Below are 24,932 nucleotides of genomic sequence, written 5' to 3' on the forward strand. Positions count from 1 at the left end.
TCTAAACCCTTGAAGGGTTTATCAATTTACAATTTATAAACTTCATTTTTAGCAGCTTCAAATTCAGCTACCATCTCCCGGACAATTTGGGCGGCGGGCTTGATGTCGTGTATCAGTCCTGAAATTTGCCCGATTTCCAACTCCCCTTCTTCCAGGTCGCCTTCAAACATTCCTTTTTTGGCACGTGCTCTTCCCAGCAGATCCCGGAGTTGGTCAACACTTGCTTTTTGGGCATACAAGGCCTGTATATCCTCATAAAATTTATTTTTAATGAGTCTCACCGGCGCCAATTCTTTTAGAGTCAAAATAGTATCTCCTTCTTTGGCCTGCACCACTGCTTCTTTGAATGCGCTGTGTGCCGATGATTCTTCACTGGCTGCAAAGCGGCTCCCCACCTGCACGCCGTCTGCTCCCAGCACCATTGCGGCCAGCATGGCTCTTCCGGTGGCGATTCCACCGGCAGCGATGAGCGGGATTTGCAGTTGTTCTTTTACCATAGGGATGAGTGTGAGCGTAGTGGTTTCTTCCCTTCCATTGTGGCCACCGGCTTCAAAGCCTTCTGCTACAACAGCATCCACCCCGGCCTCCTGCGCTTTTAGGGCAAATTTGACGCTGCTCACCACGTGTACTACTGTAATTCCTTTTTCCTTTAAAAAGGAGGTGTATGTCTTCGGGTTTCCGGCTGAAGTAAACACAATGGATACCCCTTCTTCCACGATGATTTCCATAATCTTTTCCAAATCAGGATAGAGCATGGGCACATTGACAGCAAAGGGTTTGTATGTTGCCTGTTTACATTTTTGAATATGCTCCCTGAGCACTTCGGGATACATAGAGCCGGAACCTATAATTCCCAGTCCGCCGGCATTGCTCACGGCTGATGCCAGTCGCCAGCCGCTGTTCCAGATCATGCCGCCCTGAATGATGGGGTATTGAATATTGAATAGTTTAGTAATTGGGTTGTGTGTCATTATTCTTTTAAAACTTTAATGGTCTGAACCTGTGATGCTGACTGCACCTTTAATAAATACACTCCAGCTGCAAGGGTCTCCACGGGAATCCTGTTGGTGTTTTGATTGAGTGTGGTTTCAAAAAGCAAGCTTCCGGAGGTTGAATACAACCCTAACCGGGCTTCTGTGATGGTATCAGGAAATTCGAGGTTGATAGTGTGCGTAACCGGATTGGGATAGATCCGAAATGGGTTTGACACAAAAGCATTTGTACTGAGGAGCGTTTCCAATGCGGTTTCAAAATTGGGAATTCCATACCCCATCTTGTCAGTGGGGTTGTTAAAAAGGTGTGCCGATTCCCTGAGGAGTTGCATCAGTTCGTCATTATTATATTCAGGGCGTGCCTGCCACAAACAAGCGACCAATCCGGCAGTGATGGGTGAGCTAAAGGAAGTACCGCTGTTTGAAACAATTTCATTATCTTGATTGATGACATAGGCCGGTGCTCCCTGCGCCATAATATCGGGTTTAACTCGTCCATCGACTGTGGGTCCTTGCGAGCTAAAGCCGGCAGCATTTTCATTCTCATCAACAGCACCAATGGTGAGCATTCCGGGGGAATCTCCGGGAGTTCCTATCCAGGGAAAACTTCCGTTTCCACTGTTTCCTGCGGAAGTAACGAGCAGGAGCCCTTTGTCAAAACCGTGATTGGCACCCCGGGCACCAAAGGTGGTTTGACCGTCTAAGTCTTCATAGGTATGTGAATAGGCCGGATTGTCATATTCCCTGTAACCCAGAGAGGTATTCACCACGTGGACCCCCAGACTGTCGGCTCGCTCCAGTGCTTCTACCCAATAAGCTTCTTCTACCGGGGTTTCTGAAGAAACATCTTCAGTAATGAATAAGTAATATGAAGCATCAGGTGCGGTTCCTGCAAAGTCATTTTCAAGGAGTCCTCCCATGGTACTCAAAACACGGGTGCCGTGTGTATGGCTGCCATAAGATGTTGTTCTGTTTACAAAATCATAGACTCCCAGTATTCTGTTGTCATCTCTTATATAAGCAAAACCTGTTTCAGTATCCACCCCTTCAAAACCACTGTCCAGCACAGCGATGACCATGCCTTCACCAGTGAACCCTTCAGTGTGCAATACATCGCCTGAGAGCATTTCAATTTGATTGGTGGCCAGGCCGTATTCGAAGTTTTTGGCAGTACTTTCCAAGGCAAATTTATCCTCCAGCGGCTGGGTGCCCGAAACAAAATTGAGGGATTTATCAGCATACTCAATGTGCTGAACAAAAGCCAGGTCCAGCAAATTTTCTATCTGACTTTGTGAGCCACGCACATAGGCACAGTTCATCCACTTTGACTTGGCGTGGACTGTAATACCGGTTTGATTTTTAAGTTGGGTGATGTAAGCCTCGTTTACCGGCACATCGCGTTCATCCACCGGGATGTTGTGTAATGCTTTGCGGTCGACGGCAGCCTGCGTAAGGATGGTGAGCGGGTTATCGATGGATTGCTCAACATTTTCCTTATCGGTGAAAAATACCCAGGCATCTTCCACTTGCGCGAAAAATAGCTGTGAAATTAATAAGGTAAAAAAAAGGGCGGTGTATTTCATGAATTTTATTTAAGATTCTCAGACCTTCAAGGTTTTTGAAACCTTGAAGGTCTGAGGGGTCTCAAAGATAAAGAATATTTTTTGTTGGACATCAACCCTTGAAGGGTTCTTAACCCTTCAAGGGTTGAGCTTGGGTTTGGAACCCTGAAAGGGTTAAATTGGATGGATATTTATGACAGTATTTAAAATGCTCCATATCTCCAAAATAATCGACTACTTCTTCCTTAAGTAGCGTGGGTGCATTTGAAGAAATAATGGATTTATAAGAACAATACTTCCATTCTTCAGCACGTTGAGTCAAGCCTGCTTTTATGGGGTTAAAATGTATGTAGTGAATTAATTTCCTCAGGTAGTTTTCATCTGTAATCACCTTTCTTTTAAAGGTATGCATAAACAGGTTGCCTTTTCGGTTGTGTTGTTTGTTGAAGGCTTTTGCATATGCATTAAAGAAATTGCTGAATTGTCTGGAAATCAAACATTCAAGGTTTTTGAAACCTTGAAGGTTTGAGTTCGCTCTTTCAATTTTATCTTTAAAATATTCATTTAAAACCGCTTCTTTTTTTACCCTCACCAAAAAATGAAAATGATTGGGCATTAAGCAATAGCAAAACGTGTCGACAATGGGAGAGATGTACTCATCGTATTTTTTAAGGAAGTACCGGTAATTATCGTCAGATAAAAACAACTGTTCGTTTCCGTTGGCACGATTGTAAATGTGGTAGGTGTTTTCCGGTTCCAGAATGGCTTTGGTGTCTTGCATCGTATAACCATTTAACCCTTGAAGGGTTGAGGTTGTTTGTGGTAATAAAAATAAAGAAAAGATTTCAAACCTTCAAGGTTTTTTGAAACCTTGAAGGTTTTGAAGTTAAGAGATTACCCCACTACCCAGTAATTCTTCATCGTTATACCATGCAACAAACTGTCCTTCGGTGATGGCCGATTGCGGGTTTGCAAAGAGTACATACAGTCCGTTATCTGTTTGATGGAGTGTTGCCTGATCGAGTGGCTGGCGGTATCTGATTCTTGCTTGTACCTCCATTGTTTCTCCTTCGTTGAGCTTTAAATCTTCACGTACCCAATGAATTTCATCTTGTTTTACAAAAAGTCCTTTGCGGTATAAACCCGGATGGTTTTTGCCCTGGCCTGTATAAATAATGTTGTTATCCACATCGGTTTCGATGATAAAAAGGGGGTCTTTGGTGCCACCCACAGCGAGCCCTTTGCGCTGTCCTTTGGTAAAGAAATGAGCTCCCTGATGTTTGCCCACCACTTTACCATCCTGAGGGGTATACACAAACTTTTTACTTTCTGTGAGTAACTTATTTTCATCAGTTGCTGATTGCCCGTTAAAAACGGGGCTGTTTTCAGGCACTTCAACGATGACTCCTTCTTTAGGCTTGAGTTGTTGCTGTAAAAAATCGGGTAAACGCACTTTACCAATAAAACAGAGTCCTTGAGAGTCTCGTTTATCGGCAGTGACAAGTCCTTGTTCTTTAGCGATTTGGCGTACTTCCGGTTTGAGTAGTTCTCCAACCGGAAACAGGGTCTTTGCCAATTGTTCTTGTGACAGCTGACACAGAAAATAAGATTGATCTTTGTTGGGGTCTTTCCCTGCCAGCAAACGATGGATGGTTTTATCATCTTTAGTCACAGTATCTTTACGGCAGTAATGGCCTGTGGCAACAAAATTTGCTCCCAGGTCGAGGGCAATTTTAAGGAAGACATCAAATTTGATTTCGCGGTTACAAAGCACGTCGGGGTTTGGTGTGCGGCCCCTTTCATATTCCCTGAACATATAATCAACGATGCGTTCTTTGTACTCCTCGCTCAGGTCAACGGTTTGGAAGGGAATGCCCAGTTTATTGGCCACAATCATGGCATCGTTACTATCCTCCAGCCAGGGGCATTCATCTGAGATGGTGACTGAATCGTCGTGCCAGTTTTTCATGAATAACCCAATCACCTCATACCCTTGTTCTTTTAACAGGTATGCGGCCACACTTGAATCTACACCTCCGCTAAGTCCTACTACTACTCTTTTCATATCCATCACCCGCGCAGGCGGGTGCCTTGTTATTTATTTTTAGAACTGCAAAATTACAAAATAAAAAAGAGGAAGTACAGGCTTCCTCTTTCTTTAACTCCTTGTTTAGAAAAGGATTATTTTTTCTTTTTTTGTTCCTGTATTTGTTTTTGTTTTTCTGCCTGCTCCATAATTTCAGACATTTTTCGCTGAAAGCGGTTTTGCTTTTTAGGTTGTTTCTTTTTCTCTTCAATCTTGGCCAGGATTTTTTGTTCGTCCAGCACAAAATATTTAATTACCAACATAATTCCAATCGTAATCACGTTGGAGATGAAGTAGTATAATGAGAGTCCGCTGGCAAAATTGTTAAAGAACACCAACATAATGAGTGGTGACAAATACATGATGAATTTCATGTTTGGCATCCCTGGTTGTTGTTGCATTTGCATGGTTTGTCCTGTGGTCATCATCATATAAATAAAGATGGCGATGGATGCCAGGATGGGGAACAAACTCACGTGGTCTCCATAAAAAGGAATGTAAAACGGCAACTCGGCGATGCTGTCATAACTCGATAAATCGTCTGCCCATAAGAATCCTTTTTGCCTTAAATCAAACGCAGACGGGAAAAACATAAAGAGCGCATAAAACACCGGGAGCTGCATCAATGCCGGTATACAACCCGCCATGGGGCTTGCTCCTGCTTTGCTGTACAGCTTCATGGTTTCCTGCTGTTTTTTCATTGCGTTGTCTTTGTACTTCTTGGTGATTTCCTCAATTTCAGGACGCAGTATTTTCATTTTCGCCTGGGAGAGGTATTGTTTGTACTGTACCGGTGACAAGGCGATTTTTATCAAAATGGTCATCACAATGATGATGATTCCATAGCTGGTGATCCAGGTTGCCAGCCAGGTAAACAAGGGCATGAAAAGGAATTTGTTAATCCACCCAAAAATACCCCATCCCAGTGGAATGATTTCATCGAGGTTACGCTCATAGCCATCCAGGATTTTAAAATCGCTGGGGCCATAATACCAGTTCATCGTATAAGAAAGCTCTCCTGCTTTGAATTCCAACGGAAATTTGGAAACAAAGTTTTTTGTATAAAGGGAATCAATTTCTTCGTCTTCCACCAGGTTTTCTGAAGTGAAGTGTGCCGTTTTAAACGGTGTGTCTGTCAATAAGACCGAAGTAAAGAAATGTTGTTTGTATGCAATCCAGGTGACATCGCGGGCATCATCTTCGGTTAAGCTGCCTTGCCCTAGGTAATCGTCTTTTCCGTCTTCATATTCCCACAACATTTCAGTATATCTGTTTTCATAGGAAATACTTTTTGCTTTACGGTGGGCTTTGAGCTGCCATAGTGCTTCAGCCGGGTTGGAGGTGTTGATGATATTGTTCAACCCTTGCGTTTGAATTGCAAAATCGAGCATATATTCGCCCGGTTTCAACTCATAGCGGTATTCCAGGTATTGATTTTCTGACGCTTTAAGTTTCATTGAGAGAATGGTGTTTTCACCACTTTGTGTCAATGAAGGTTCAAAGAACAGGTCGCGTGTGTTTAAGAGGCGGTTATCTGCCTGAAACTGCAGGTTGAAATCGGCATTTCCATCTTTAATAAGATACACCGGAATGGAGTCGAATGTTTTGTGCTTTTTTAGGGTAGCTTCAACTATATAGCCCCCTTTGTTGCTGATTTTTAACTCAAGGATATCGTTTTCAAGGGTAGTGACCTCTTCGGTTGCTGAAGGCAGGGTAGCCGCGTATGCAAAAGAACCCAATTGATTTTTCAGGGCTTCCATTCGTAACGAATCTGAAGCCGGCTCCTGAGTAGTTGTTTCTGTTACGACCGGTGTAGCGGGAGTTTCAGCAGGTGTTGTTGTGGTATCTGCCGCTTTTTCTACTTGTTCAGTTTTTGCCCGTTCTATCAGTTCTTCTTCTGTTGGAGCGTTTTGATAAAGCATCCAGATAAGGATGAGTGCGATGAGCACAAATCCTATCAACGAATTATAGTCAAATTTCTTTTCTTCTATCATGTCAATTTATTGGTTTCCCCTAGGGGTTACTTGCTGTTTTTAGTTTTATTATAGTTGGCTGCTGCATTGACAAAGGCCACAAACAAAGGATGCGGATTTGCCACGGTGCTTTTATATTCGGGGTGGTACTGAACCCCCACAAACCACGGATGGTCTTTCAATTCAATTATTTCCACCAACCCTGTTTCAGGGTTGATTCCGGTGGTCTGTAAACCTGCTGCTTCCAATTGTTCTTTGTAGGCATTGTTGTATTCATAACGGTGTCTGTGACGTTCATCAATCATTTCTGTTTGATAGACCTCAGCGACGATGCTTCCCGCGGTCAATTTACATTTCCAGGTGCCCAATCTCATGGTTCCACCCTTATCAACGATGTTTTTTTGTTCCTCCATCAGGTCGATGACCGGGTGCGGGGTGTGTTCATCCATTTCGGTTGAATTGGCCTTTTTGAGTCCGAGAACATTGCGGGCATAATCGATGACTGCCATTTGCATTCCGAGACAAATTCCGAAGAAAGGAATTTTGTGTTCCCGGGCATATTTTACGGCTTCGATTTTTCCTTCTATGCCCCGTTCTCCAAAACCGGGCGCGACTAAAACTCCATCAAGGTCGGCAATTTTGCTTTTGAGTACGCTTTCATCAATATATTCAGAGTGAATTGGAATCACTTTTACTTTTACTTCCAGTTCGGCCCCGGCGTGAATGAATGACTCCAATATGGATTTATAAGAATCTTGCAGTTCGACATATTTTCCGATCAGTCCGATTTTTACGGTTCTTTTCGGGTTTTTATGACGTTCTAAAAACTGGTTCCATTGGGTTAAGTCCGGTTCATTTTTAGAAATTAAATTCAATTTTTGGAGGGTGATGGTATCCAATCCTTCCTCTAGCATCAGGTTTGGAACATCATAAATGGTAGATGCATCGATGGATTCGATCACGGCTTCCTTTTTGACATTGCAGAAGAGCGCGAGTTTGGTTCTCAGTTCGTCAGAGAGGTGGTGTTCTGTTCTGCAAACAAGGATGTCTGCTCTCACGCCGCTTTCCATCAACAGTTTAACAGAGTGTTGAGTGGGTTTGGTTTTTAATTCGCCTGCTGCGGCCAAAAACGGCACGAGGGTAAGATGAATAACGATGGCATTGTCATCGCCCAATTCCCATTTCAATTGTCTTACAGATTCTATATAGGGTAAGGACTCGATATCGCCCACAGTTCCACCAATTTCGGTAATGACGATATCATACTCACCACTGTTGCCCAACATTTGAATGCGCTCTTTAATTTCATTGGTAATGTGTGGTATCACCTGAACGGTTTTCCCCAGAAATTCACCGCGGCGTTCTTTTTCAATGACGCTTTGGTAAATGCGTCCGGTGGTCACATTGTTGGCCTGAGAGGTAGCCACATTTAAAAAACGCTCGTAGTGTCCTAAATCTAAATCAGTTTCAGCACCGTCATTGGTCACATAGCATTCACCGTGTTCATAGGGGTTTAAAGTTCCCGGATCGATATTGATATACGGATCCAGTTTTTGAATGGTTACTCGGTATCCTCTGGCTTGTAAAAGTTTTGCCAGTGATGCTGCTATGATACCCTTTCCCAATGAAGAACTCACACCTCCCGTGACAAAGATATACTTGGTGTTGGCCATTTTAAATGTTAGATTTCAGATGTTAGATTTGAGAAAAACAGATTTTAGAACTGGTAAAATCACCTTTCTCATATTTTTTCAATGCGCAAAAATACAAAGAAGAAATGATACTCGGTAATGAATTTTTGTTTATCTAAAGGGAATTACTGTGGGTGTTACTTAGGATAGGTTCGCCTGATGTTGTAGATAAGTTCTTCCAGACCGTTGAGCTTGATTTCATACATTTGCTCCATCATGTGTCCCAGTTTACCCTCCGGAAAGCCTTTTTGTTTAAACCACACAAAATAAAATTCAGGGATGTCAATCAGGTCAATGTTTTTGTACTTGCCAAAAGGCATTTTGTAATGCGCCAGTTCGATGAGCTTATGGGGATTTGGTTCCAATTATTTTAATATTTATTGATTTCTTTTAGTCCAGGCCTTCGGATTCAATGCCATATGGAATACTCCTGAAACAAAAATTATTTTTTCTTCTTCGTAGTACTTATAGTGAATTGTAAAAGGAAAGCTTTTTACGATACAAACTCTTATTTTAGAATAAATTACTGGTGAGGCTAAAGGGTTTTTTCTTATATAATTTACTGTAGACTCAACATTACTTAAAAACCGTAAACCTAGTCCGCTTTGTTTGTGCTCGTACCAGTTTACTGCTTCATCGAGATCAAACTGAGCTTCATTTGAAATTACTACATAAATCATTTGTATTTATTCGCAATCGATTCCATGGCTTTATCAAACGCTATTGCTTTATCAGGGTTTTCCTCATATTCTTTCACTCTTTTTAAAACCTCTTTTCTTTGCCAATCGGGAATTGATTGGGTAAATGACATTGCATCGATATAACCCAAAATTCTTTCCAAAACATCTTGAGGAGCATGTTTCAGTCTTTCATTTATTTCTTCTAAAGTGCTCTGCATCTTTTTATAATTTTTCAGATTAAAGATAAAAATAATTAAAGAAATAAATAAACTAGCTGTCTATATTCCATTTTTCCAGTTTCTTAAGTTCTTCTTCAATATATTTTTGCCAATCCCTTTCTTTTTCAATGTTCATGGAGTGATTGGTTTCCTTGTCAAAGCGGTCTTGCATTTGCTGACGTTCACGGTTTAATTTTGTAAAAATAGCGGGGAGTTCGTTTTTATATTTCTTTGTCACTGTATATTCAGCAAAGGCCTTTCGCAACTTTCGGGCGTGTATTTCAGTGATATCAAAATGGGCTTGCTCGTGTTTTAAAATATGGTCATTGATTTTATCGGGCTTTGCCCAGGACATTTCCGGGTAGAAATAGGCATCTACTTTGGTAGTGAGGTGAATGATTTCGTTTTCAATTGTAACTCCATAATTAAAGGCAATGCCTGAGTGGGTTAATGCCGCAAAAGAACTCCTGGTATCGGGTTTACCCTGGAAGTCTTCCCAGCTCAATTGTTGGTGCTCATTCCAGGAAATAACCATGGGATCTTCTGCCTGAAAAAGAAACAATACTAAAAACGCAACAAGTTTCATAGGCCGGTATTATTTAATTTTGCACTGATTTTATTCAACTTCAACCAACAGCAGTTCTTTGGTATATTTAACAATATAGACTGCATTGTTGTTGTAACCACCCTGTGCATTTCTCACATAGTTAAATTTATTTTCAACATAGACTGTTTCCCCGTCGATGGCTTCATTGGCATCAAAAATGTTATCGGCGGAAGCCATCCTCAACAAGGCGTCATAGGTAATATCAAACCCTCTGGTTGCAAAACGATTGGGTAAGGACCCATAACGGGTTTGGTATTCATTTATAAAATCATTTTCCTTAGTAAAGTCAAAACCTTTATTCCAGGAAGGATAAGTAAAATCCAGATTTGCCAGGTGCATATTTGAAACCTCCCTGAAGTCAAACGCATCATTTTTATCTGTTGTAAATAATTGAATTGAATTGCTTCTGCTCAAGCTGTTTAAAACTCCGATGGCACTACTCACCACAGAAATATTGGATGATTCCAGTAACACCCAGTTTTCGGTTTCTTTATTAATGCCTTTGGCGATGTCTTCAGTTCTAAAAAAGTTGCCTTCCCTAGGTTTTATGACCACGATGCCCGGAAACAAGTTTTGTATGCGTTGAATCTTTGAAGACCCGGGTTGATCTGTAATTAAAATCAATTTTTTGCCGGTGCTGTTGGCGGTCAAATAAGACAGCATTCTATTTTCAAGTATTTTGTCCTGTGGGATGCTTTGAATAAAATTGGAATACATTTTTCCCTGACGGTTGCTCAATGGAGAGATTACCGGGATGTTTTGGCTTGACAATTCGGAAGCAGTGCGCTCCACCAAGGTTTGTCGTAATGGACCAATCACCAAATCAACGTCTTGAATATTTTTTGAACGGAAAAGAGATAGCACACCGCCTTCTGTTTCACGGGAATCAAACACATGCATTTTTACAGAGATGCCTTTTTGTTTGGCAAACTCGGTCGCAATCAGCATACCGGTATAAAAGTCCAGCGCCAGCCGCATGGTTGAATTGTTCTTAAGTTGTTCTTCATTTAATTCAAGTGAATCTTTTTGAATTTTCTGTAATTCAAAAGGAAGAAAAACCACGAGGTTTTTCGTTTCAAAATTTGAAAGGCTATACTCCAGGTTTATAATTCTTTCAGGGGTGATTACAACTTCAGAAGGGGTTTCACCACTAGTTGCTTTGGGCACTTTTATGACCATTCCTTCTTTAAGGCCGTCAATAATATGTGGGTTGAGTGCTTTGAGTTCTTCTTCGGTCAGACCAAAAAGTACTTTCATTCTGTAAAAACCTTCTTTTGGTTTTACGGTGTAGAAGGTATAGTTACTGTCTTCTTCCTCTAAGGGTTTTTCATCGATGGATTTTTTAGGAACATTGAGCACGGTTCCAACTGAAATATCATCACTCCCATAAATAGAAGGGTTGAGAGCTTCCAGCTCGGCTACTGAAATATTGTATTGTTTTGCAATGCCAAATTTAGTTTCCTGTGATGCTACTTTGTGTTTTCCCGGCAAAAGTTCCTCTGAGGTCGACTGGGTGACAGCGCTGTTGTATGGAGAAATGATGGTTACTTTTTTTAGAGGAATCTTGATTTTCTCTCCCCGTCTCAGTTCGCTGGAATAAAGATGTTTGTTGTATTTTTTTATTTCTTCTACGGAAGTGCCATAGGCTGTTGCTATTCCAAAAATAGTTTCTTTGCGTTTAACTTTGTGTGTTTTAAAACTCACCTCCCCATTGTCTGGGTTTGAAACTGTTTCCAGCACCTTTGGAATAATCAATACCGTGTTTTCTTTCAATCCCTTTTTCACTTCCGGATTTAAACGAAACAAATCTGCTTCTGAAATTTGGTATTTTTGGGTAATGCTAAAAACGGTTTCCCCATCCTGCACGCGATGACTCATATAAGAAGTCTGCGGAAAACACAAGCCGGTATAAAAAATAAGCGATAAAACTAGGATTAACTTCTTCACACTAATTGATTTGGTTTTTGTTATCATTTTTGGCAGATTGCTTCTCCGCCTCTGGCGGATCGCAATGACGCTTATGCCGCCAAAAAGATTTAAATTTTCAAATAGTTGACCCGCCTTTGACGGGGTCAGGGTCTTCAAAATTATTATTTGAGCTACTAATAGTTGACTCCTCCGGAGTCACTTCTTATATTGCCATTAAGTTAGAATTCATCAAAGTTTCCGGGGTTTAATAATTAAAAATAATAATTCAACCTTAAACCTTGAACCTAAAACCCTTATTCCCACTCAATAGTTGCAGGGGGTTTTGAGCTGATGTCATATACTACTCTATTAACGCCTTTTACCCTATTTATTATATAATTGGATGTTTCCTGCAGAAATTCGTAGGGTAGATTTACCCAGTCTGCGGTCATACCGTCTGTACTTTCAACGGCTCTAAGGGCCACCACTTTTTCATAAGTACGCTCATCACCCATCACTCCCACAGAGTCAACCGGAAGCAAAATTGCTCCTGCCTGCCAGACTTTTTCATAGAGGTTCCATTTTTTCAGGTTATTTATAAAAATGGCATCAACTTCCTGCAAGATACGCACTTTTTCGGGAGTGATGTCTCCTAAAATCCGAATTGCCAAACCGGGACCCGGAAAGGGATGTCTTCCTAAAATATCCTGTGAAATGCCCAGTTCAGCTCCTACCCGTCTCACCTCATCTTTAAACAACATTCTGAGTGGTTCTACTATTTTTAACTTCATAAAATCGGGCAAACCACCCACGTTGTGATGTGATTTGATGGTAACTGAGGGTCCGTTTACTGAAACTGATTCGATCACATCGGGGTAAATCGTGCCTTGTGCCAGCCAGCTCACATCCTGAATTTGATGGGCTTCATCGTCAAACACTTCTATAAATGCGTTTCCAATGGCTTTCCTTTTGAGTTCAGGATCACTTAGCCCGGCAAGTGCACCCAAAAAGCGGGCTGAGGCATCCACTCCTTTTACATTGAGGCCCATGTCTTTATACTGGTGTAGCACATTTTCAAATTCATCTTTGCGTAACAAGCCATTGTTGACAAAAATGCAATATAAATTTTTCCCTATCGCTTTGTGCAGTAACATCGCCGCTACAGAAGAATCCACACCACCGCTTAAACCCAGTACGACTTTGTCGTTCTTTAATTTTGCTTTCAATTCATTTACGGTTGTTTCCACAAATGCTGAAGGTGTCCAGGACTGCTCCACACCGGCAATATTCACCAGAAAGTTTTCAAGCAATTGCTTTCCATCAGTAGTGTGGTACACTTCGGGATGGAACTGAATGGCATAAGTTTGTTCACCGTCAATGCGGTAGGCTGCGTTTTCGACATCGTGAGTGCTTGCCAGTAAGATACCGTTTTCGGGTAATTTTTTAATAGAGTCACCGTGGCTCATCCACACCTGACTTCCGGTGGAAATGTTTTGAAAAAGCCCATTGTTTTCTACAATTTTAGAAAGCTTTGCCCGACCATATTCACGGGTATCAGACCGTTCTACACTACCGCCGTAAAAATGGGCGAGGTATTGTGCTCCATAACAAACAGCCAGCAGTGGTTTGTGGCCGCGAATTACAGACAAATCAGGATGCGGTGCATCTTCTGCTCTAACAGAAAATGGACTACCTGAGAGGATAACTGCCTTAAATTTTTTGATATCGGCCGGAATTTTGTGGTATGGATGGATCTCGCAATAGATATTTAATTCTCTTACACGTCTTGCGATAAGCTGTGTATATTGCGATCCAAAATCTAGGATGAGGACGTTGTTTTGCATAGGCAAAAATAGGTCATTTTGATTTTTTGGGCAATGGAAAATAAGGTAATTTTTACCCAAATTTTGAAAAGGCAGCTTTGGAGTTCAAAAAAAGTTTATCTTAGATTCACTAAACTCGTTACTATGAAATATATCACGGCCATATTTTTTTCCATTGCCATTGTTTTGGCTTCCATTTTTTTGGGCAATGCCTATGTGAATCGTGCAAATCCCGATGGAAAAATTTCTGTAACCGGTTCGGGGTCGACAGATTTCACTTCAGATTTAATCGTTTGGGAAGGTCAGTTTTCAAGGTTTAATTCAAATTTAAAAACTGCTTTTGACCAATTGATTACTGATAAACAAGCGGTTGAAGACTATTTGATTTCAAAAGGCATTCCCCGTGAGGAGATTGTTTTTAATTCGATGCAAACCAGTGATCGCACCCAGAGTCAGTATGAAAATGGCAATTTTGTGGGCAGTGTTTTTGTGGGTTATGACTTGACACAAACTGTTAAAGTGGAGTCTAAAGATGTTGAACTTATTGAAAGTGTGTCAAGAGAGGTGACCGAATTGCTCAACAAAGGCGTACAATTTAACAGCTATGCGCCCAGATATTACTACACCAAACTGGCCGATTTAAAGATTGAAATGATCTCCAAAGCCACTGAAGACGCACACCTGCGTGCTGAAAAAATTGCAGAAAACAGCGGTGGCAAATTGGGAAAACTCAAGGATGCGAAGATGGGTGTCTTTCAAATCACCGGTCAAAACAGCGGTGAGGATTTTAGCTGGGGCGGCAGTTTCAATACTTCCGATAAAAACAAAACCGCTTCCATCACGATGCGGCTGGAGTATGATATTAAGTAAAATATTGGCGTAAGACTGCAGGACTTAGGACGTAAGACTGCAGGACTTAAGACTTAGGACAGGTTTAAAATTTAATCTTTTAATTCCAAACATATAAACTCCTGTTGCAGTGGGTCTAATTTTTCAAAAAGCAGTTCTAAAAGGCTGTCGCCATATTCCAGGTAAAACTCAGAAAAGTTAGCGGTGCGTTCTTGCAGGCTGCCATTGGGGAAGAGTTTGTTTTGCAACAGTGTCACCCTATTTAAGTGGTCTTCAAGTTTTCGTTTTTGAGCTTTGAGGAGTCTTTTCTCCAGTCTATCGAGCCCATTAATTTGCTTGGTTTCCTGTGCTGCTACCATTTTTTCAAAAGTGGGATCGGTTTTTTTGGCCAGCTCATAGAGTTCATTAAACTGATTGCGTAGGTGCTTGCGTTGAGAAGAAAGGTCTATAGAAATGTTTGAGAGCTGTTTAGTGACATTCGTTTCCAATTTGTGTTGTGGAAGGAATAAATCATCCACATCGATTGAAAGTTTTTCCAATTTCTCAAGTTGCTTTTGGGTACATAGAAGGGCTGAATTTCGCAACAGCAATACAGGAAATGGTACTCCAGATTTTTCAAAAAATGACTTGAGCTGTAACCAGTAAGCCAATTCTCCACCTCCACCAATGTAGCATACGTTGGGTAAAATCACTTCCTGATACAGAGGCCTGAAAATCACATTGGGGCTGAACCGCTCAGGATGGTTTTCTAATTCCGATTGTAGTTTGGTTTCAGAAAACTGAATTTGTGTATTATTAATAAAATAAAGGTCATTTTTTTTGATGATGCGTTCCCGCAGCCCTTCCCGGAGATAAAACAAATTAATTTCACGGGGGTTTACCTGCAATTTATAGTTTTTTCCTGCTAACGCATTTATTTTAGCGTTTGTTTTTTCAACTTCGGTAGTTGCTTCGTTTGTGAACAATTCCGTTTTCATTTGAGGCACAAAAAGCTGTTTGAGCGCGTGCTCATTGGCATCGAGGATTATCAGTCCATAGACGTCAAAAAGTGAATGCGCTAAAAAGCGAGTCGCCTCAGTCAGGTTGTTGTGGTTGAGGTAGGCCTCTTTAAAAAGTGTTTTTAGTTTTTGGGCTTTTGGCGAACTGCCCAAAGATTTTGCAAAAGATTCATAAACGTTCTCCAGTCCCTCGGTAGAAATTTCACCCACTGCTCCGCCTGAATTTCTTTCCCACACTACTTTTTTATCTTTAAAATTAAAGAAATTGATCTCGTCAAAATCATGGTCTTCGTTTGCCATCCAGTAAAGGGGAACAAAGTTATTTTCAGGGTATTCTTTCTTCAGTTTCTTACATAAATTAATGGTGGAAATAATCTTGTATAAAAAATACAAAGGCCCGGTAAACAGGTTTAACTGGTGACCTGTGGTAACTGTAAATGTATTGAGTTTTTCTAAGTTTTTCAGGTGGGTTGCTGTAGCTTCAGAAACCTTCAGGTTTTTATACTGTTTGTTGATGGTCTCGACCAGCACTTTTCTGTTTTGGTTCGGGTAGTGTTTTGTTTTCTCCTGAATTTGTACACCAAAATTTTCAAGAGTTGGAAAACGGTGGTATAAAAATTCGACGGATTTATCCTGATTGAGATAGTCCAGAATCAGGTCAGTAAAATATCCGGTATCACGATAGGGAATACAGTCTTTTGGCATAGCGAGTTTGAAATTCTTTTCAAATATAAGTTGTTTGGTTGTTTAATTTTATAAATATAAAGTTAATGTCACAATTGATATTTTAATACTATTGAATTGTCTCATTAAAATATCTGAAACTTTTATGGCACGGTAAATGAATTTAAACACTTAATAAACCAAAGATACAAGCCCCTTTAGTTTCTTTTTGTTTATCTTTGAAAACAGACAGCTTATGACCTATTCAGTAAGCAAAAAGTCACCCTCACAAAACCGCCTTTTTGAAATCACAGGATTTTCAATCTCTTTAGGCCTTCAAGCATCCTATTTTTACCTAACCAATAACAAAATCAATGATTCTACATATAAAATATATGGTAAGCATGCGCTGTAAAATGCTGGTGACAGATAAACTACAGCAACTAGGTCTCAACTATTTTACTGTTGATCTGGGCCAGATTAATGTGCTCGAAAATATTACAGACCAACAGTTAGAACAACTTAAAGCTGAATTGTTTAAATCAGGTTTGGAGCTGATGGATGACAAGCGGGCCATTATCATTGAAAAAGTAAAAAATGTAATTATCGATTTGATACATCACACTGAAGAGTTGCCGAAATCGAAATTTTCTGTTTTTCTTAGTGAAAAATTAGACTATGACTATACCTACCTCGCCAATCTTTTTTCACAAACCGAAGGAATTACCATACAGCAATTCATTCTCAATCATAAAATTGAACGCATCAAGGAACTCATTCTTTATAACGAGCTCAGTCTCTCGGAGATTTCCCATAGATTAAATTACAGCAGTGCTGCTGCCCTTTCCAATCAGTTTAAAAAAATAACCGGTTTAACGCCTTCTTTTTACAAACAACTCAAAGAAAAACGCCAAAAAAATCTTGAACATATTTAACTATTTTAAATTGTTCCATCACTCATTCAGTCCTATCCGTTTCTCACTTACCTGATTTTAGCTTACCTATAAATAATTCTCATTCAAATAAAACAACAGGCTTCAACTTATTATTGTTATCCTAGTCTGAACGGCACTTTACATCTATTTTTTCTACTAGTTCCTATTTCCATGTGTGAATATTGTAAGTAGCAACTCTTATTCTGTAAGATAAAAGGGTAGTTACTATCGCACTTTTGCCTAAACAATCTTTATCCACCCCAAACCCGTCACTTACGGGAATTAAAAATGAAAACCATGAAAATAAATAACTTAGTAACAATTGTTTCCCTACTGATGATTGGCTTATTCGCAGGATGCGAAAAAGACGATTATCAGGAGACCATTGGAATTTGTCCGCTTGTAGTATCAACTGATCCTGCAGACGGTGACACAAATGTGTTCCTTGATAAAGTAATTACTGTGACCTTCAATGAAGAAATGAACCCTGCTACATTAAATGCAGGTTCTATTACAATTGAAGGACTATCAGAAATTACAGGAACCATAACATACGATCAAAGTACGCTTACAGCGTCCTTTACTCCTTCAGAGTTGCTGACAAGCAGCACTACTTATGCAGGAAGGGTAAAAACTACGGTAAAAGATTTAGACGGTAATGCGCTTCAGGAAGACTATGTTTGGACATTTAGTACCGGTGAAAACATTGCGCCAATGGTAATCGCCACCGACCCTGAAACCGATGAAACAGATGTTGTAATAAATAAAATTATTACAGCAACATTCAACCAACCTATGAATCCTCAAACAATTAATGAAACAACTTTCATTGTTATGCAAGGAGGGACAGCTGTAACCGGTGCAATTACTTATACCGGCACAACAGTAAGTTTTGCTCCAACAGTAGAACTGGATTTAAACACTGTTTATACTGCGACAATTACTGCAGAAACTGAAAACACAGCCGGCATTGCTTTGCAAAGTGATTATATCTGGGAATTTACTACCGGAGCATTGGTTGCTCCAACAGTAATTTCAACTGACCCGGAAAATGATGAAACAGACGTTGCCCTTAATAAAGTAATCCGTGCTACATTCAGTGAGCCCATGGATGTCACAACTATTAATGGTACAACGTTTACACTAAATGAAGGTACAAACGTTATTACCGGAGTAGTTACCTATAGTGGAACAACAGCAAGCTTTACACCTTCTGCAAACCTGACCGCAAATACTACTTATACAGCTAACATTACAGCAGGTGCTGAAAACGTTGCAGGTATTTCACTGGCAGGTGACTATAGCTGGAAATTTACCACCGGAGCATTTATTGCCCCAACAGTAATTTCAACTGACCCTGAAGATGAAGAAACAGGTGTTGCCCTTGATAAAGTAATCGAAGCCACATTTAGTGAGCCTATGGATGCTGCCACTATCAATACCACAACGTTTACCTTGACAGAAGGGACAAACACTATTACAGGATTAATTACCTATACCGGAACAACAGCCTCTTTTGATCCTAATGGTGAGTTGGACCCAAATACCCTCTATACAGCAACGATTACCGCAGGAGCTGAAAATATAGCCGGTATTGGACTGGAAAATGTTTATATCTGGAGTTTTACAACACTATCTGCTACAGTAGAGTTACCGGATATAGGGACTCTTGAATTTTTTGGTGGATTTGGCGGAAATGCCGGATTGACAAACGAGGGATTAAATACTGTAATCAATAATGGTGGAATAGGCACTACTGCTGCTTCTACATTGGTTACAGGTTTCGAAGATGGCCTAACAGGGGACATTTATACCCAAACTCCATTAAATGAAGGATTAGTAACAGGAGGAATTTTCACGGCTCCACCGGCTCCCGGAACTGCTACAAGCATGGCTATAGCAGAACAAGCACTACTGGATGCGCAAGCACTCTATAATGCAATTTCACCTGCAGCAATGCCCGGCGGCACTGATCCCGGGGATGGAGAACTTGGAGGTCTTACTTTAGCTCCCGGTGTGTATCAATCTGCCAGTGGCACTTTTAATATTTCTACCGGCGATTTAACCCTTGATGCTCAGGGTGACCCTAACGCACTGTGGGTTTTTCAAACTGCTTCCGGTTTAACAGTTGGTATTGCAGGTCCTACCGGAGCTAAAAATGTTAATATTATAAATGGTGGAGATGCTGCAAATGTATTTTGGCAAGTTGGTAGCGCCGCTACTATTAATGCTGCCGGTGGCGGAACGATGACAGGAACTATCGTGTCTATGGCCGGAGTAACTCTATCAACAGCCGGTAATGCAGCACAAACTGTCCTTAACGGAAGAGCTATTTCCCTGGTTGCCTCTGTAACTATGGTAAATACCACAATCAATGTACCTAATTAAATAACAACTATAACAAGGTAGGACCCGGGAGGAAATCCCGGTGTTCTGCTTACTTGTTATTAACAACCTAATATTCTCATAATGAAAAACACAAATCATTCAACAAGCAAACTGCTTAGTATGCAGTTACCTGATACCTTGCCCTTAAAGAGCATATTTCTCTCCCTTTTATTTTTACTTGGTTTATTTACATCTCTTTCTGCACAAGAAATAGAATATACAAAACCAACATGGAAGTTTGGTGTAGCAGCCGGAGCAAACTTTAACTTCTATCAGGGCAGCACCCAACAACTGAGTACTGATTTAAGAGTTCCCGCTGCCTTTCACGACGGATTTGGCACCGGATTATATCTTGCGCCAAGCATAGAATATTACCGCCCAAACACACGTTTTGGTATGCTATTTCAATTTGGTTATGACAGCCGTCGCGGAACATTTGATGAGGTGATGAGCCCGTGTGATTGTCCTATGGATTTATCCACTAATCTGAGCTACCTGACCATCGAACCAAGTTTACGTTTTGCACCGTTCAAGTCTGATTTTTATCTCTATGCAGGACCGCGACTGGCCTTCAATATGGATAAATCTTATGAATATCAGCTGAAAGCAAACCCGGATTTCCCTGAGCAAACCGATGGCCCTGTAATGACAGGAGATTTCAGTGAAGTGGAGAAAACCATTCTTTCTATGCAAATTGGTGCCGGATATGATATCCCACTTACGGGACAAAACAAGAAAACACAATTTGTGTTGTCTCCTTTTGTTGCATTCCACCCTTATTTTGGTCAAAATCCACGCTCCATTGAAACATGGAACATGACCACTGTAAGAGCCGGTGCAGTTCTTAAGTTTGGTGTTGGAAAAAACACTTCCGTTGAAGAAGAAGAAACAATTGTTGTTGTGGCTGAACCTAAGGTTGACTTCTCTGTGAATTCTCCAAAAAATGTTCCTTCTGAAAGAACGGTCAAAGAAACTTTCCCTGTTATCAACTATGTATTTTTTGATTTAGGCTCTACTGAGATTCCAAATCGTTATGTGCAACTGAACAAAAATCAGGTAAAAGACTTTAAAGAAGACCAGGTTGAATTGTTTACACCTAACAATCTTTCAGGTCGTTCAGACAGACAAATGATCGTGTATTATAACATCCTGAATATTCTTGGTGACCGTATGGTGAAAAACCCATCGTCATCTGTCAAATTAGTTGGATCCTCAGAAAAAGGACCTGATGATGCCCGACTATTGGCAGAATCTGTAAAAACTTATTTAGTTGACATTTTTGAAATAAATGCTTCAAGAATTTCAACTGAAGGTCGTAACAAACCCGCCATCCCATCAGAAAAGCCGGGTGCTACAACTGAACTTGCTCTCCTTCGTCAGGGCGATCGCAGAGTGAGTATAGAAAGCAATTCACCTGCTTTGCTTATGGAGTTTCAAAGTGGACCAGACAGCCCCTTGAAGCCCATCCAGATTATTGACAGACAAGAAGCTCCTGTTGACAGTTATGTTACATTTGACAACGAAGGGTCTGAAGACGCTTTTAAATCGTGGTCTTTAGAAATAGAAGATAAAAACGGAACTGTCCAATACTTCGGACCTTACACTCAGCGAAAAGTTGCCATACCCGGAAAAGCTATTTTAGGCACAAATGCTAAAGGTGACTATACTGTTAAAATGATTGGTACCACGCCAGAAGGATCTAAAATTATCAAAGAAACCAATGTTAGTATGGTGCTTTGGACGCCCTCTACATCAGAAGAAGTCATGCGTTTTAGTGTGCCTTATAATTTTAATGAATCAAATTCAATCGTGAGATATGAAAAATACCTGACTGAAGTTGTAGCTCCTAAAATTCCCGAAAACGGAAAAGTAATCATCCACGGATATACTGATATTATTGGAGAGGCGGCTTACAATCAATCCTTATCTGAACGAAGAGCCAAGGATGTAAAAACCATTCTTCAGAACGCTTTGACAAAAGCTGGAAAAAAGGGTGTGACATTTGAATCCAATGGATTTGGTGAAGATCTTCAAACAGCGCCCTTTGAAAATAAAAAACCAGAAGAACGTTTTTATAACAGAACAGTTATCATTGATATTCTTCCTGTTAATTAAACTTAAAATTTATTAAATTGAAAAGGGGCTGTCTGAAAAGAAAGCCCTTTTTTTTTAAAAAAACTATCAGGCCAATTAAAATTAATGAGATTGCAGCTGTTTCAATTCATATTTAAAAGTGTGAATATTGTAATTTAAATCTAAAGTTATGCAAGCCTTCTAGTTGAAACTAATTGCACCTTTGCACAGTGAAAATGCATTCACAACTGCCGAAAGTATTCGGAAAAAATTGTAAAAAAATGAGAAACGTATATTTAACATTGATTTTATTAATTGCAGCAACTGCAACTAGCTTTGCTCAAAATCCGTTACCAAAAGGTGACGCACAATTAAACATGGGAGTTGGATTATCAAACAGGGGAATTCCTGTTTATATAGGACTTGATTACGGTATCCATAAAGACATTACCATTGGAGCCGAGTTATCATACCGAGGTTATAATGACAGATTCAATAACTCAAGATATAAGCATTCCATCATTGGATTTTCTGGTAATGCAAACTATCACTTTAACCACGTATTGAAAATTCCAACCGAATGGGATTTTTACGCCGGTCTTAACATTGGTTTCTATCATTGGAACTCTGATGAAAATTATCCGGGTGATTTCAACTCCGGTGTAGGTATTGGTGCCCAGGTGGGTGGTCGTTACTTTTTTACTGACCACTTTGGAATCAATCTTGAATTTGGTGGGAACAACGCCTTTTCAGGTGGGAAGTTTGGGATAACTTTAAAGCTTTAGGATTTAATACATATTAGCTAATTTTTATTAAATTCAAAAAAGGGAGTGCTTTTAAAAGCACTCCCTTTTTTCGTTTCATAGTTCACTTCATTTAAAATTTGGGTAAGCAACTTCAACTTTCATTAGTTTTTAGTAGATTTAGCGTCTAAATAAATTAACCACTTTCAACTCATTGTTCATGAAACACGCATTAACTTCCGCTATTTTTCTACTTGTTTTTAGTTTTGGGTTTAGTCAAAACATCCAATCACCCTCAGAGTTTTTAGGGTATGAAATTGGCACTCAATTTACCCGTCACGCCGATATTGTCAACTATTTCAATCAAGTGACTGAAACCAGTGCTCTAGTGACTTATCACAATTATGGTCAAACCAATGAACGACGCCAATTGACTTATGCCGTTGTCACTTCAGAGAGTAACCAGAATAATATTGAGACCATTCGTCTCAACAACCTGAAACAAATTGGCCTTGCCGATGGAAGTGCCAGTCCTGAAGTTGCCATCGTCTGGTTGAGTTACAATGTGCACGGAAATGAAGCCTCCAGTGCTGAAGCAGCTATGCAAACCGTTTATGAGTTGATCACTCAAAAACAAGCCTGGCTTGAAAATACGGTTGTGATTATCGACCCCAACTTAAACCCGGACGGGCGCGATCGTTATGTCAACTGGTACAATCAGGTAAAGTCAACACCCTACAACAGTGCTCAGGTTGCCGCAGAGCATATGGAGCCCTGGCCCGGAGGAAGACCCAACCATTATCTGTTTGACCTCAATCGCGACTGGGCCTGGGCGACACAAGTGGAAACACAACAACGGTTGAAAGTATATAACCAATGGATGCCACACATTCACGTTGACTTTCACGAGCAGGGCATCAATGAGCCTTATTATTTTGCTCCGGCAGCTGAACCTTTTCATGAAATCATCTCTGACTGGCAACGTGATTTTCAAATTCAAATTGGTCAAAACCATGCCGGCTATTTTGACAAAGAAGGGTGGTTGTTTTTTACCCGTGAACGCTTTGACTTACTTTACCCCAGTTATGGCGACACCTATCCTACCTATGTGGGTGCTATTGGTATGACCTATGAACAAGCAGGACACGGACGTGCCGGTTTGGGTATTGATACTGATGAAGGTTATGAACTCACATTGGTTGACCGTGTAGAACATCAAAAAACCACCGGACTATCCACTGTGGAAATATCATCTAAAAATGCTAAACGGCTGAATACTGAATTTCAGAAATTCTTTCAACCCAATTTAAAATATAAAAGCTTTGTACTTCAAGGTGAGGAAGACAAAGTCAACGCACTGGTTCAATTGCTTGACCTACATGAAATAAAATACGGTTTTGCCAACAGTGGAAAGGCAACAGGCTTTCATTACGGAACCAATAAAAACGGAAGTCTGGAAATGAAAAACGCTTTGGTTGTGAACACCAATCAGCCTAAGGGAAGAATGGTACAGGCACTTTTTGAACCTGAAACAAAATTGAGTACTCCATTGACCTATGACATTACTGCCTGGAATTTACCCCACGCTTACGGTTTGGAGGCCATTGCCAGTACCACCCTGGTAAACACAAGCTCAACAATGACTTCATCGCAACACACCAACACACCCAACCCCGGTGCTGCGGGATATATTGCCAAATGGAGCAGTATGCAGGATGCTACATTTTTGGCTGAACTACTTCAGGAAGGAATAAAGGTGCGTTTCAGCGAAAAGAAATTCGGTGTCAGCGGTCAAACATTTGATCGTGGAAGCCTTATCATTACTAAAAGTGATAACCGCAACAACCCGGAATTTAATGAACAAGTCACAGAAATAGCCAACAAACACAACCGAAAACTTTTTGCTTCAAGCACCAGTTTTTCAGATACAGGAACCGACTTTGGATCACCTGATGTAAAAATAATTCACGCACCACGCATTGCGCTTTTAAAAGGAAATTATACTTCTTCTTTAAGCTATGGTGCGCTTTGGCATTTCTTTGAGCAACAATTGCACTACCCGGCAACCTCCATTGACACAGATTATTTCAAAAACATCACTTTAGACCAGTTTGACGTTTTGATTCTTCCGTCAGGTTATTATCAGAGTTATTTGGATGAATCTGCACTCACAAAAATTAAAGAATGGGTTTCAGAAGGTGGCACCCTGGTTGCCATTGATAATGCTCTAAGTACTTTTGCAGATAAAGATGGTTTTGGTTTAAAAAGAAACAGCCCTGATGAAGAAGATAAAGCAGCACCCAATCTACTGATTCCATATGATCAAAGAGAGCAGGAAAGTGTAAAGAACTTTATTACAGGGACTATTTTTAAAACTAAAGTAGATGTATCCCACCCATTGGCTTTTGGGTATGATGAAAACTACTTTACCCTCAAAGCAGGCCGCAGTTCCTATAGTTTTCTTGAAAACGGATACAATGTTGCCTATATTGAAGGTGAAGCTGAGCGTGTAAGTGGTTTTGCCGGAGAAGAAGCTTTGAAAGGATTACAAAATTCATTGGTATTTGGCGAACACCGTATGGGCAAAGGGAGTATAATTTACCTGGCTGATGATGTGATGTTCCGCTCCTTTTGGGAAAACGGCAAGTTGTTTTTTGTCAACAGTTTGTTTTTTATCAACAATAAAGTGGTTGTTTTTTAATCCTCCCCCTAGTCCCCTCCCAGCGAGGTGGAATTAATTATG

General features: G+C 40.4%; 19 protein-coding genes. 6 read left to right on the plus strand and 13 right to left on the minus strand.

What is annotated here, in order from left to right; genetic code table 11:
• Nucleotides 1-26 precede the first annotated feature (26 nt).
• From IEV69_RS03270 to guaA, 12 genes are all read right to left on the minus strand, one after another.
• Complete coding sequence (locus IEV69_RS03270) at nt 27-971, minus strand: NAD(P)H-dependent flavin oxidoreductase (protein ID WP_188439417.1); 945 nt, start codon at nt 969-971, stop codon at nt 27-29.
• The gene (locus IEV69_RS03275) at nt 971-2,575 is read right to left on the minus strand and encodes a S8 family serine peptidase (protein ID WP_188439419.1); all 1,605 of its coding nucleotides are present in this window, start codon (nt 2,573-2,575) and stop codon (nt 971-973) included. The genes IEV69_RS03270 and IEV69_RS03275 overlap by 1 nt, the downstream gene beginning before the upstream one ends.
• 109 nt (nt 2,576-2,684) lie before the next feature.
• Nucleotides 2,685-3,335 carry a hypothetical protein gene (locus IEV69_RS03280; RefSeq protein ID WP_188439421.1) on the minus strand — a complete coding sequence of 217 codons (651 nt, stop codon included), beginning with the start codon at nt 3,333-3,335 and terminating at the stop codon, nt 2,685-2,687.
• A 105-nt stretch (nt 3,336-3,440) separates the two neighbouring features.
• Nucleotides 3,441-4,619 (minus strand): tRNA 2-thiouridine(34) synthase MnmA, encoded by a 1,179-nt coding sequence (gene mnmA, locus IEV69_RS03285; protein ID WP_188439422.1) that lies wholly within the window; start codon nt 4,617-4,619, stop codon nt 3,441-3,443.
• 116 nt (nt 4,620-4,735) lie between these two features.
• A complete protein-coding gene (gene yidC, locus IEV69_RS03290) occupies nt 4,736-6,631 on the minus strand; it encodes a membrane protein insertase YidC (RefSeq protein WP_188439614.1) in 1,896 nt (631 codons plus the stop codon).
• Between the two features lie 29 nt (nt 6,632-6,660).
• Nucleotides 6,661-8,286: a CTP synthase gene (gene pyrG, locus IEV69_RS03295; RefSeq protein ID WP_188439424.1), complete on the minus strand. Its 1,626-nt coding sequence runs from the start codon at nt 8,284-8,286 to the stop codon at nt 6,661-6,663.
• A 155-nt stretch (nt 8,287-8,441) separates the two neighbouring features.
• A complete protein-coding gene (locus tag IEV69_RS03300; protein WP_188439426.1) occupies nt 8,442-8,669 on the minus strand; it encodes a DUF3820 family protein in 228 nt (75 codons plus the stop codon).
• Nucleotides 8,670-8,681: 12 nt separating this feature from the next.
• Nucleotides 8,682-8,984 carry a type II toxin-antitoxin system RelE/ParE family toxin gene (locus IEV69_RS03305; RefSeq protein WP_188439428.1) on the minus strand — a complete coding sequence of 101 codons (303 nt, stop codon included), beginning with the start codon at nt 8,982-8,984 and terminating at the stop codon, nt 8,682-8,684.
• Complete coding sequence (locus IEV69_RS03310) at nt 8,981-9,202, minus strand: addiction module protein (RefSeq protein ID WP_188439430.1); 222 nt, start codon at nt 9,200-9,202, stop codon at nt 8,981-8,983. The genes IEV69_RS03305 and IEV69_RS03310 overlap by 4 nt, the downstream gene beginning before the upstream one ends.
• 52 nt (nt 9,203-9,254) lie before the next feature.
• Nucleotides 9,255-9,788: a DUF922 domain-containing protein gene (locus IEV69_RS03315; RefSeq protein ID WP_188439432.1), complete on the minus strand. Its 534-nt coding sequence runs from the start codon at nt 9,786-9,788 to the stop codon at nt 9,255-9,257.
• A 30-nt stretch (nt 9,789-9,818) separates the two neighbouring features.
• Nucleotides 9,819-11,756: a LysM peptidoglycan-binding domain-containing protein gene (locus IEV69_RS03320; RefSeq protein WP_188439434.1), complete on the minus strand. Its 1,938-nt coding sequence runs from the start codon at nt 11,754-11,756 to the stop codon at nt 9,819-9,821.
• A 275-nt stretch (nt 11,757-12,031) separates the two neighbouring features.
• Nucleotides 12,032-13,561 (minus strand): glutamine-hydrolyzing GMP synthase, encoded by a 1,530-nt coding sequence (gene guaA / locus IEV69_RS03325; protein WP_188439436.1) that lies wholly within the window; start codon nt 13,559-13,561, stop codon nt 12,032-12,034.
• Between the two features lie 123 nt (nt 13,562-13,684).
• On the opposite strand from guaA, the gene IEV69_RS03330 reads away from it, so the two are divergent.
• Nucleotides 13,685-14,410 (plus strand): SIMPL domain-containing protein, encoded by a 726-nt coding sequence (locus IEV69_RS03330; RefSeq protein ID WP_188439438.1) that lies wholly within the window; start codon nt 13,685-13,687, stop codon nt 14,408-14,410.
• 71 nt (nt 14,411-14,481) lie between these two features.
• Here the strand turns inward: IEV69_RS03330 and bshC are convergent, their stop codons facing one another.
• On the minus strand, nt 14,482-16,092 hold the full coding sequence (bshC, locus tag IEV69_RS03335; RefSeq protein WP_188439440.1) for a bacillithiol biosynthesis cysteine-adding enzyme BshC: 1,611 nt from the start codon (nt 16,090-16,092) through the stop codon (nt 14,482-14,484).
• Nucleotides 16,093-16,424: 332 nt separating this feature from the next.
• On the opposite strand from bshC, the gene IEV69_RS03345 reads away from it, so the two are divergent.
• The 5 genes from IEV69_RS03345 (at nt 16,425) to IEV69_RS03365 (ending at nt 24,890) form a co-directional block, all read left to right on the plus strand.
• On the plus strand, nt 16,425-16,985 hold the full coding sequence (locus IEV69_RS03345) for a helix-turn-helix domain-containing protein (protein WP_188439444.1): 561 nt from the start codon (nt 16,425-16,427) through the stop codon (nt 16,983-16,985).
• Between the two features lie 297 nt (nt 16,986-17,282).
• A complete protein-coding gene (locus IEV69_RS03350) occupies nt 17,283-19,373 on the plus strand; it encodes an Ig-like domain-containing protein (protein WP_188439446.1) in 2,091 nt (696 codons plus the stop codon).
• A gap of 81 nt (nt 19,374-19,454) precedes the next feature.
• The gene (locus IEV69_RS03355) at nt 19,455-21,488 is read left to right on the plus strand and encodes an OmpA family protein (RefSeq protein ID WP_188439448.1); all 2,034 of its coding nucleotides are present in this window, start codon (nt 19,455-19,457) and stop codon (nt 21,486-21,488) included.
• A 239-nt stretch (nt 21,489-21,727) separates the two neighbouring features.
• Nucleotides 21,728-22,231, plus strand: coding sequence for an outer membrane beta-barrel protein (locus IEV69_RS03360; RefSeq protein ID WP_188439450.1), 504 nt, complete (start codon nt 21,728-21,730; stop codon nt 22,229-22,231).
• A gap of 178 nt (nt 22,232-22,409) precedes the next feature.
• A complete protein-coding gene (locus tag IEV69_RS03365; RefSeq protein WP_188439452.1) occupies nt 22,410-24,890 on the plus strand; it encodes a M14 family metallopeptidase in 2,481 nt (826 codons plus the stop codon).
• Nucleotides 24,891-24,932 lie beyond the last annotated feature (42 nt).

The organism is Planktosalinus lacus (genome assembly GCF_014640155.1).
GTDB lineage: Bacteria > Bacteroidota > Bacteroidia > Flavobacteriales > Flavobacteriaceae > Planktosalinus > Planktosalinus lacus.

Coding starts and splice junctions, on each gene's coding strand:
- IEV69_RS03270 (WP_188439417.1), bottom strand. CDS start 971: ATGACACACAACCCAATTACTAAACTATTCAATATTCAATACCCCATC.
- IEV69_RS03275 (WP_188439419.1), bottom strand. CDS start 2,575: ATGAAATACACCGCCCTTTTTTTTACCTTATTAATTTCACAGCTATTT.
- IEV69_RS03280 (WP_188439421.1), bottom strand. CDS start 3,335: ATGCAAGACACCAAAGCCATTCTGGAACCGGAAAACACCTACCACATT.
- mnmA (WP_188439422.1), bottom strand. CDS start 4,619: ATGAAAAGAGTAGTAGTAGGACTTAGCGGAGGTGTAGATTCAAGTGTG.
- pyrG (WP_188439424.1), bottom strand. CDS start 8,286: ATGGCCAACACCAAGTATATCTTTGTCACGGGAGGTGTGAGTTCTTCA.
- IEV69_RS03305 (WP_188439428.1), bottom strand. CDS start 8,984: ATGATTTATGTAGTAATTTCAAATGAAGCTCAGTTTGATCTCGATGAA.
- IEV69_RS03310 (WP_188439430.1), bottom strand. CDS start 9,202: ATGCAGAGCACTTTAGAAGAAATAAATGAAAGACTGAAACATGCTCCT.
- IEV69_RS03315 (WP_188439432.1), bottom strand. CDS start 9,788: ATGAAACTTGTTGCGTTTTTAGTATTGTTTCTTTTTCAGGCAGAAGAT.
- guaA (WP_188439436.1), bottom strand. CDS start 13,561: ATGCAAAACAACGTCCTCATCCTAGATTTTGGATCGCAATATACACAG.
- IEV69_RS03330 (WP_188439438.1), top strand. CDS start 13,685: ATGAAATATATCACGGCCATATTTTTTTCCATTGCCATTGTTTTGGCT.
- bshC (WP_188439440.1), bottom strand. CDS start 16,092: ATGCCAAAAGACTGTATTCCCTATCGTGATACCGGATATTTTACTGAC.
- IEV69_RS03345 (WP_188439444.1), top strand. CDS start 16,425: ATGATTCTACATATAAAATATATGGTAAGCATGCGCTGTAAAATGCTG.
- IEV69_RS03350 (WP_188439446.1), top strand. CDS start 17,283: ATGAAAATAAATAACTTAGTAACAATTGTTTCCCTACTGATGATTGGC.
- IEV69_RS03355 (WP_188439448.1), top strand. CDS start 19,455: ATGAAAAACACAAATCATTCAACAAGCAAACTGCTTAGTATGCAGTTA.
- IEV69_RS03360 (WP_188439450.1), top strand. CDS start 21,728: ATGAGAAACGTATATTTAACATTGATTTTATTAATTGCAGCAACTGCA.
- IEV69_RS03365 (WP_188439452.1), top strand. CDS start 22,410: ATGAAACACGCATTAACTTCCGCTATTTTTCTACTTGTTTTTAGTTTT.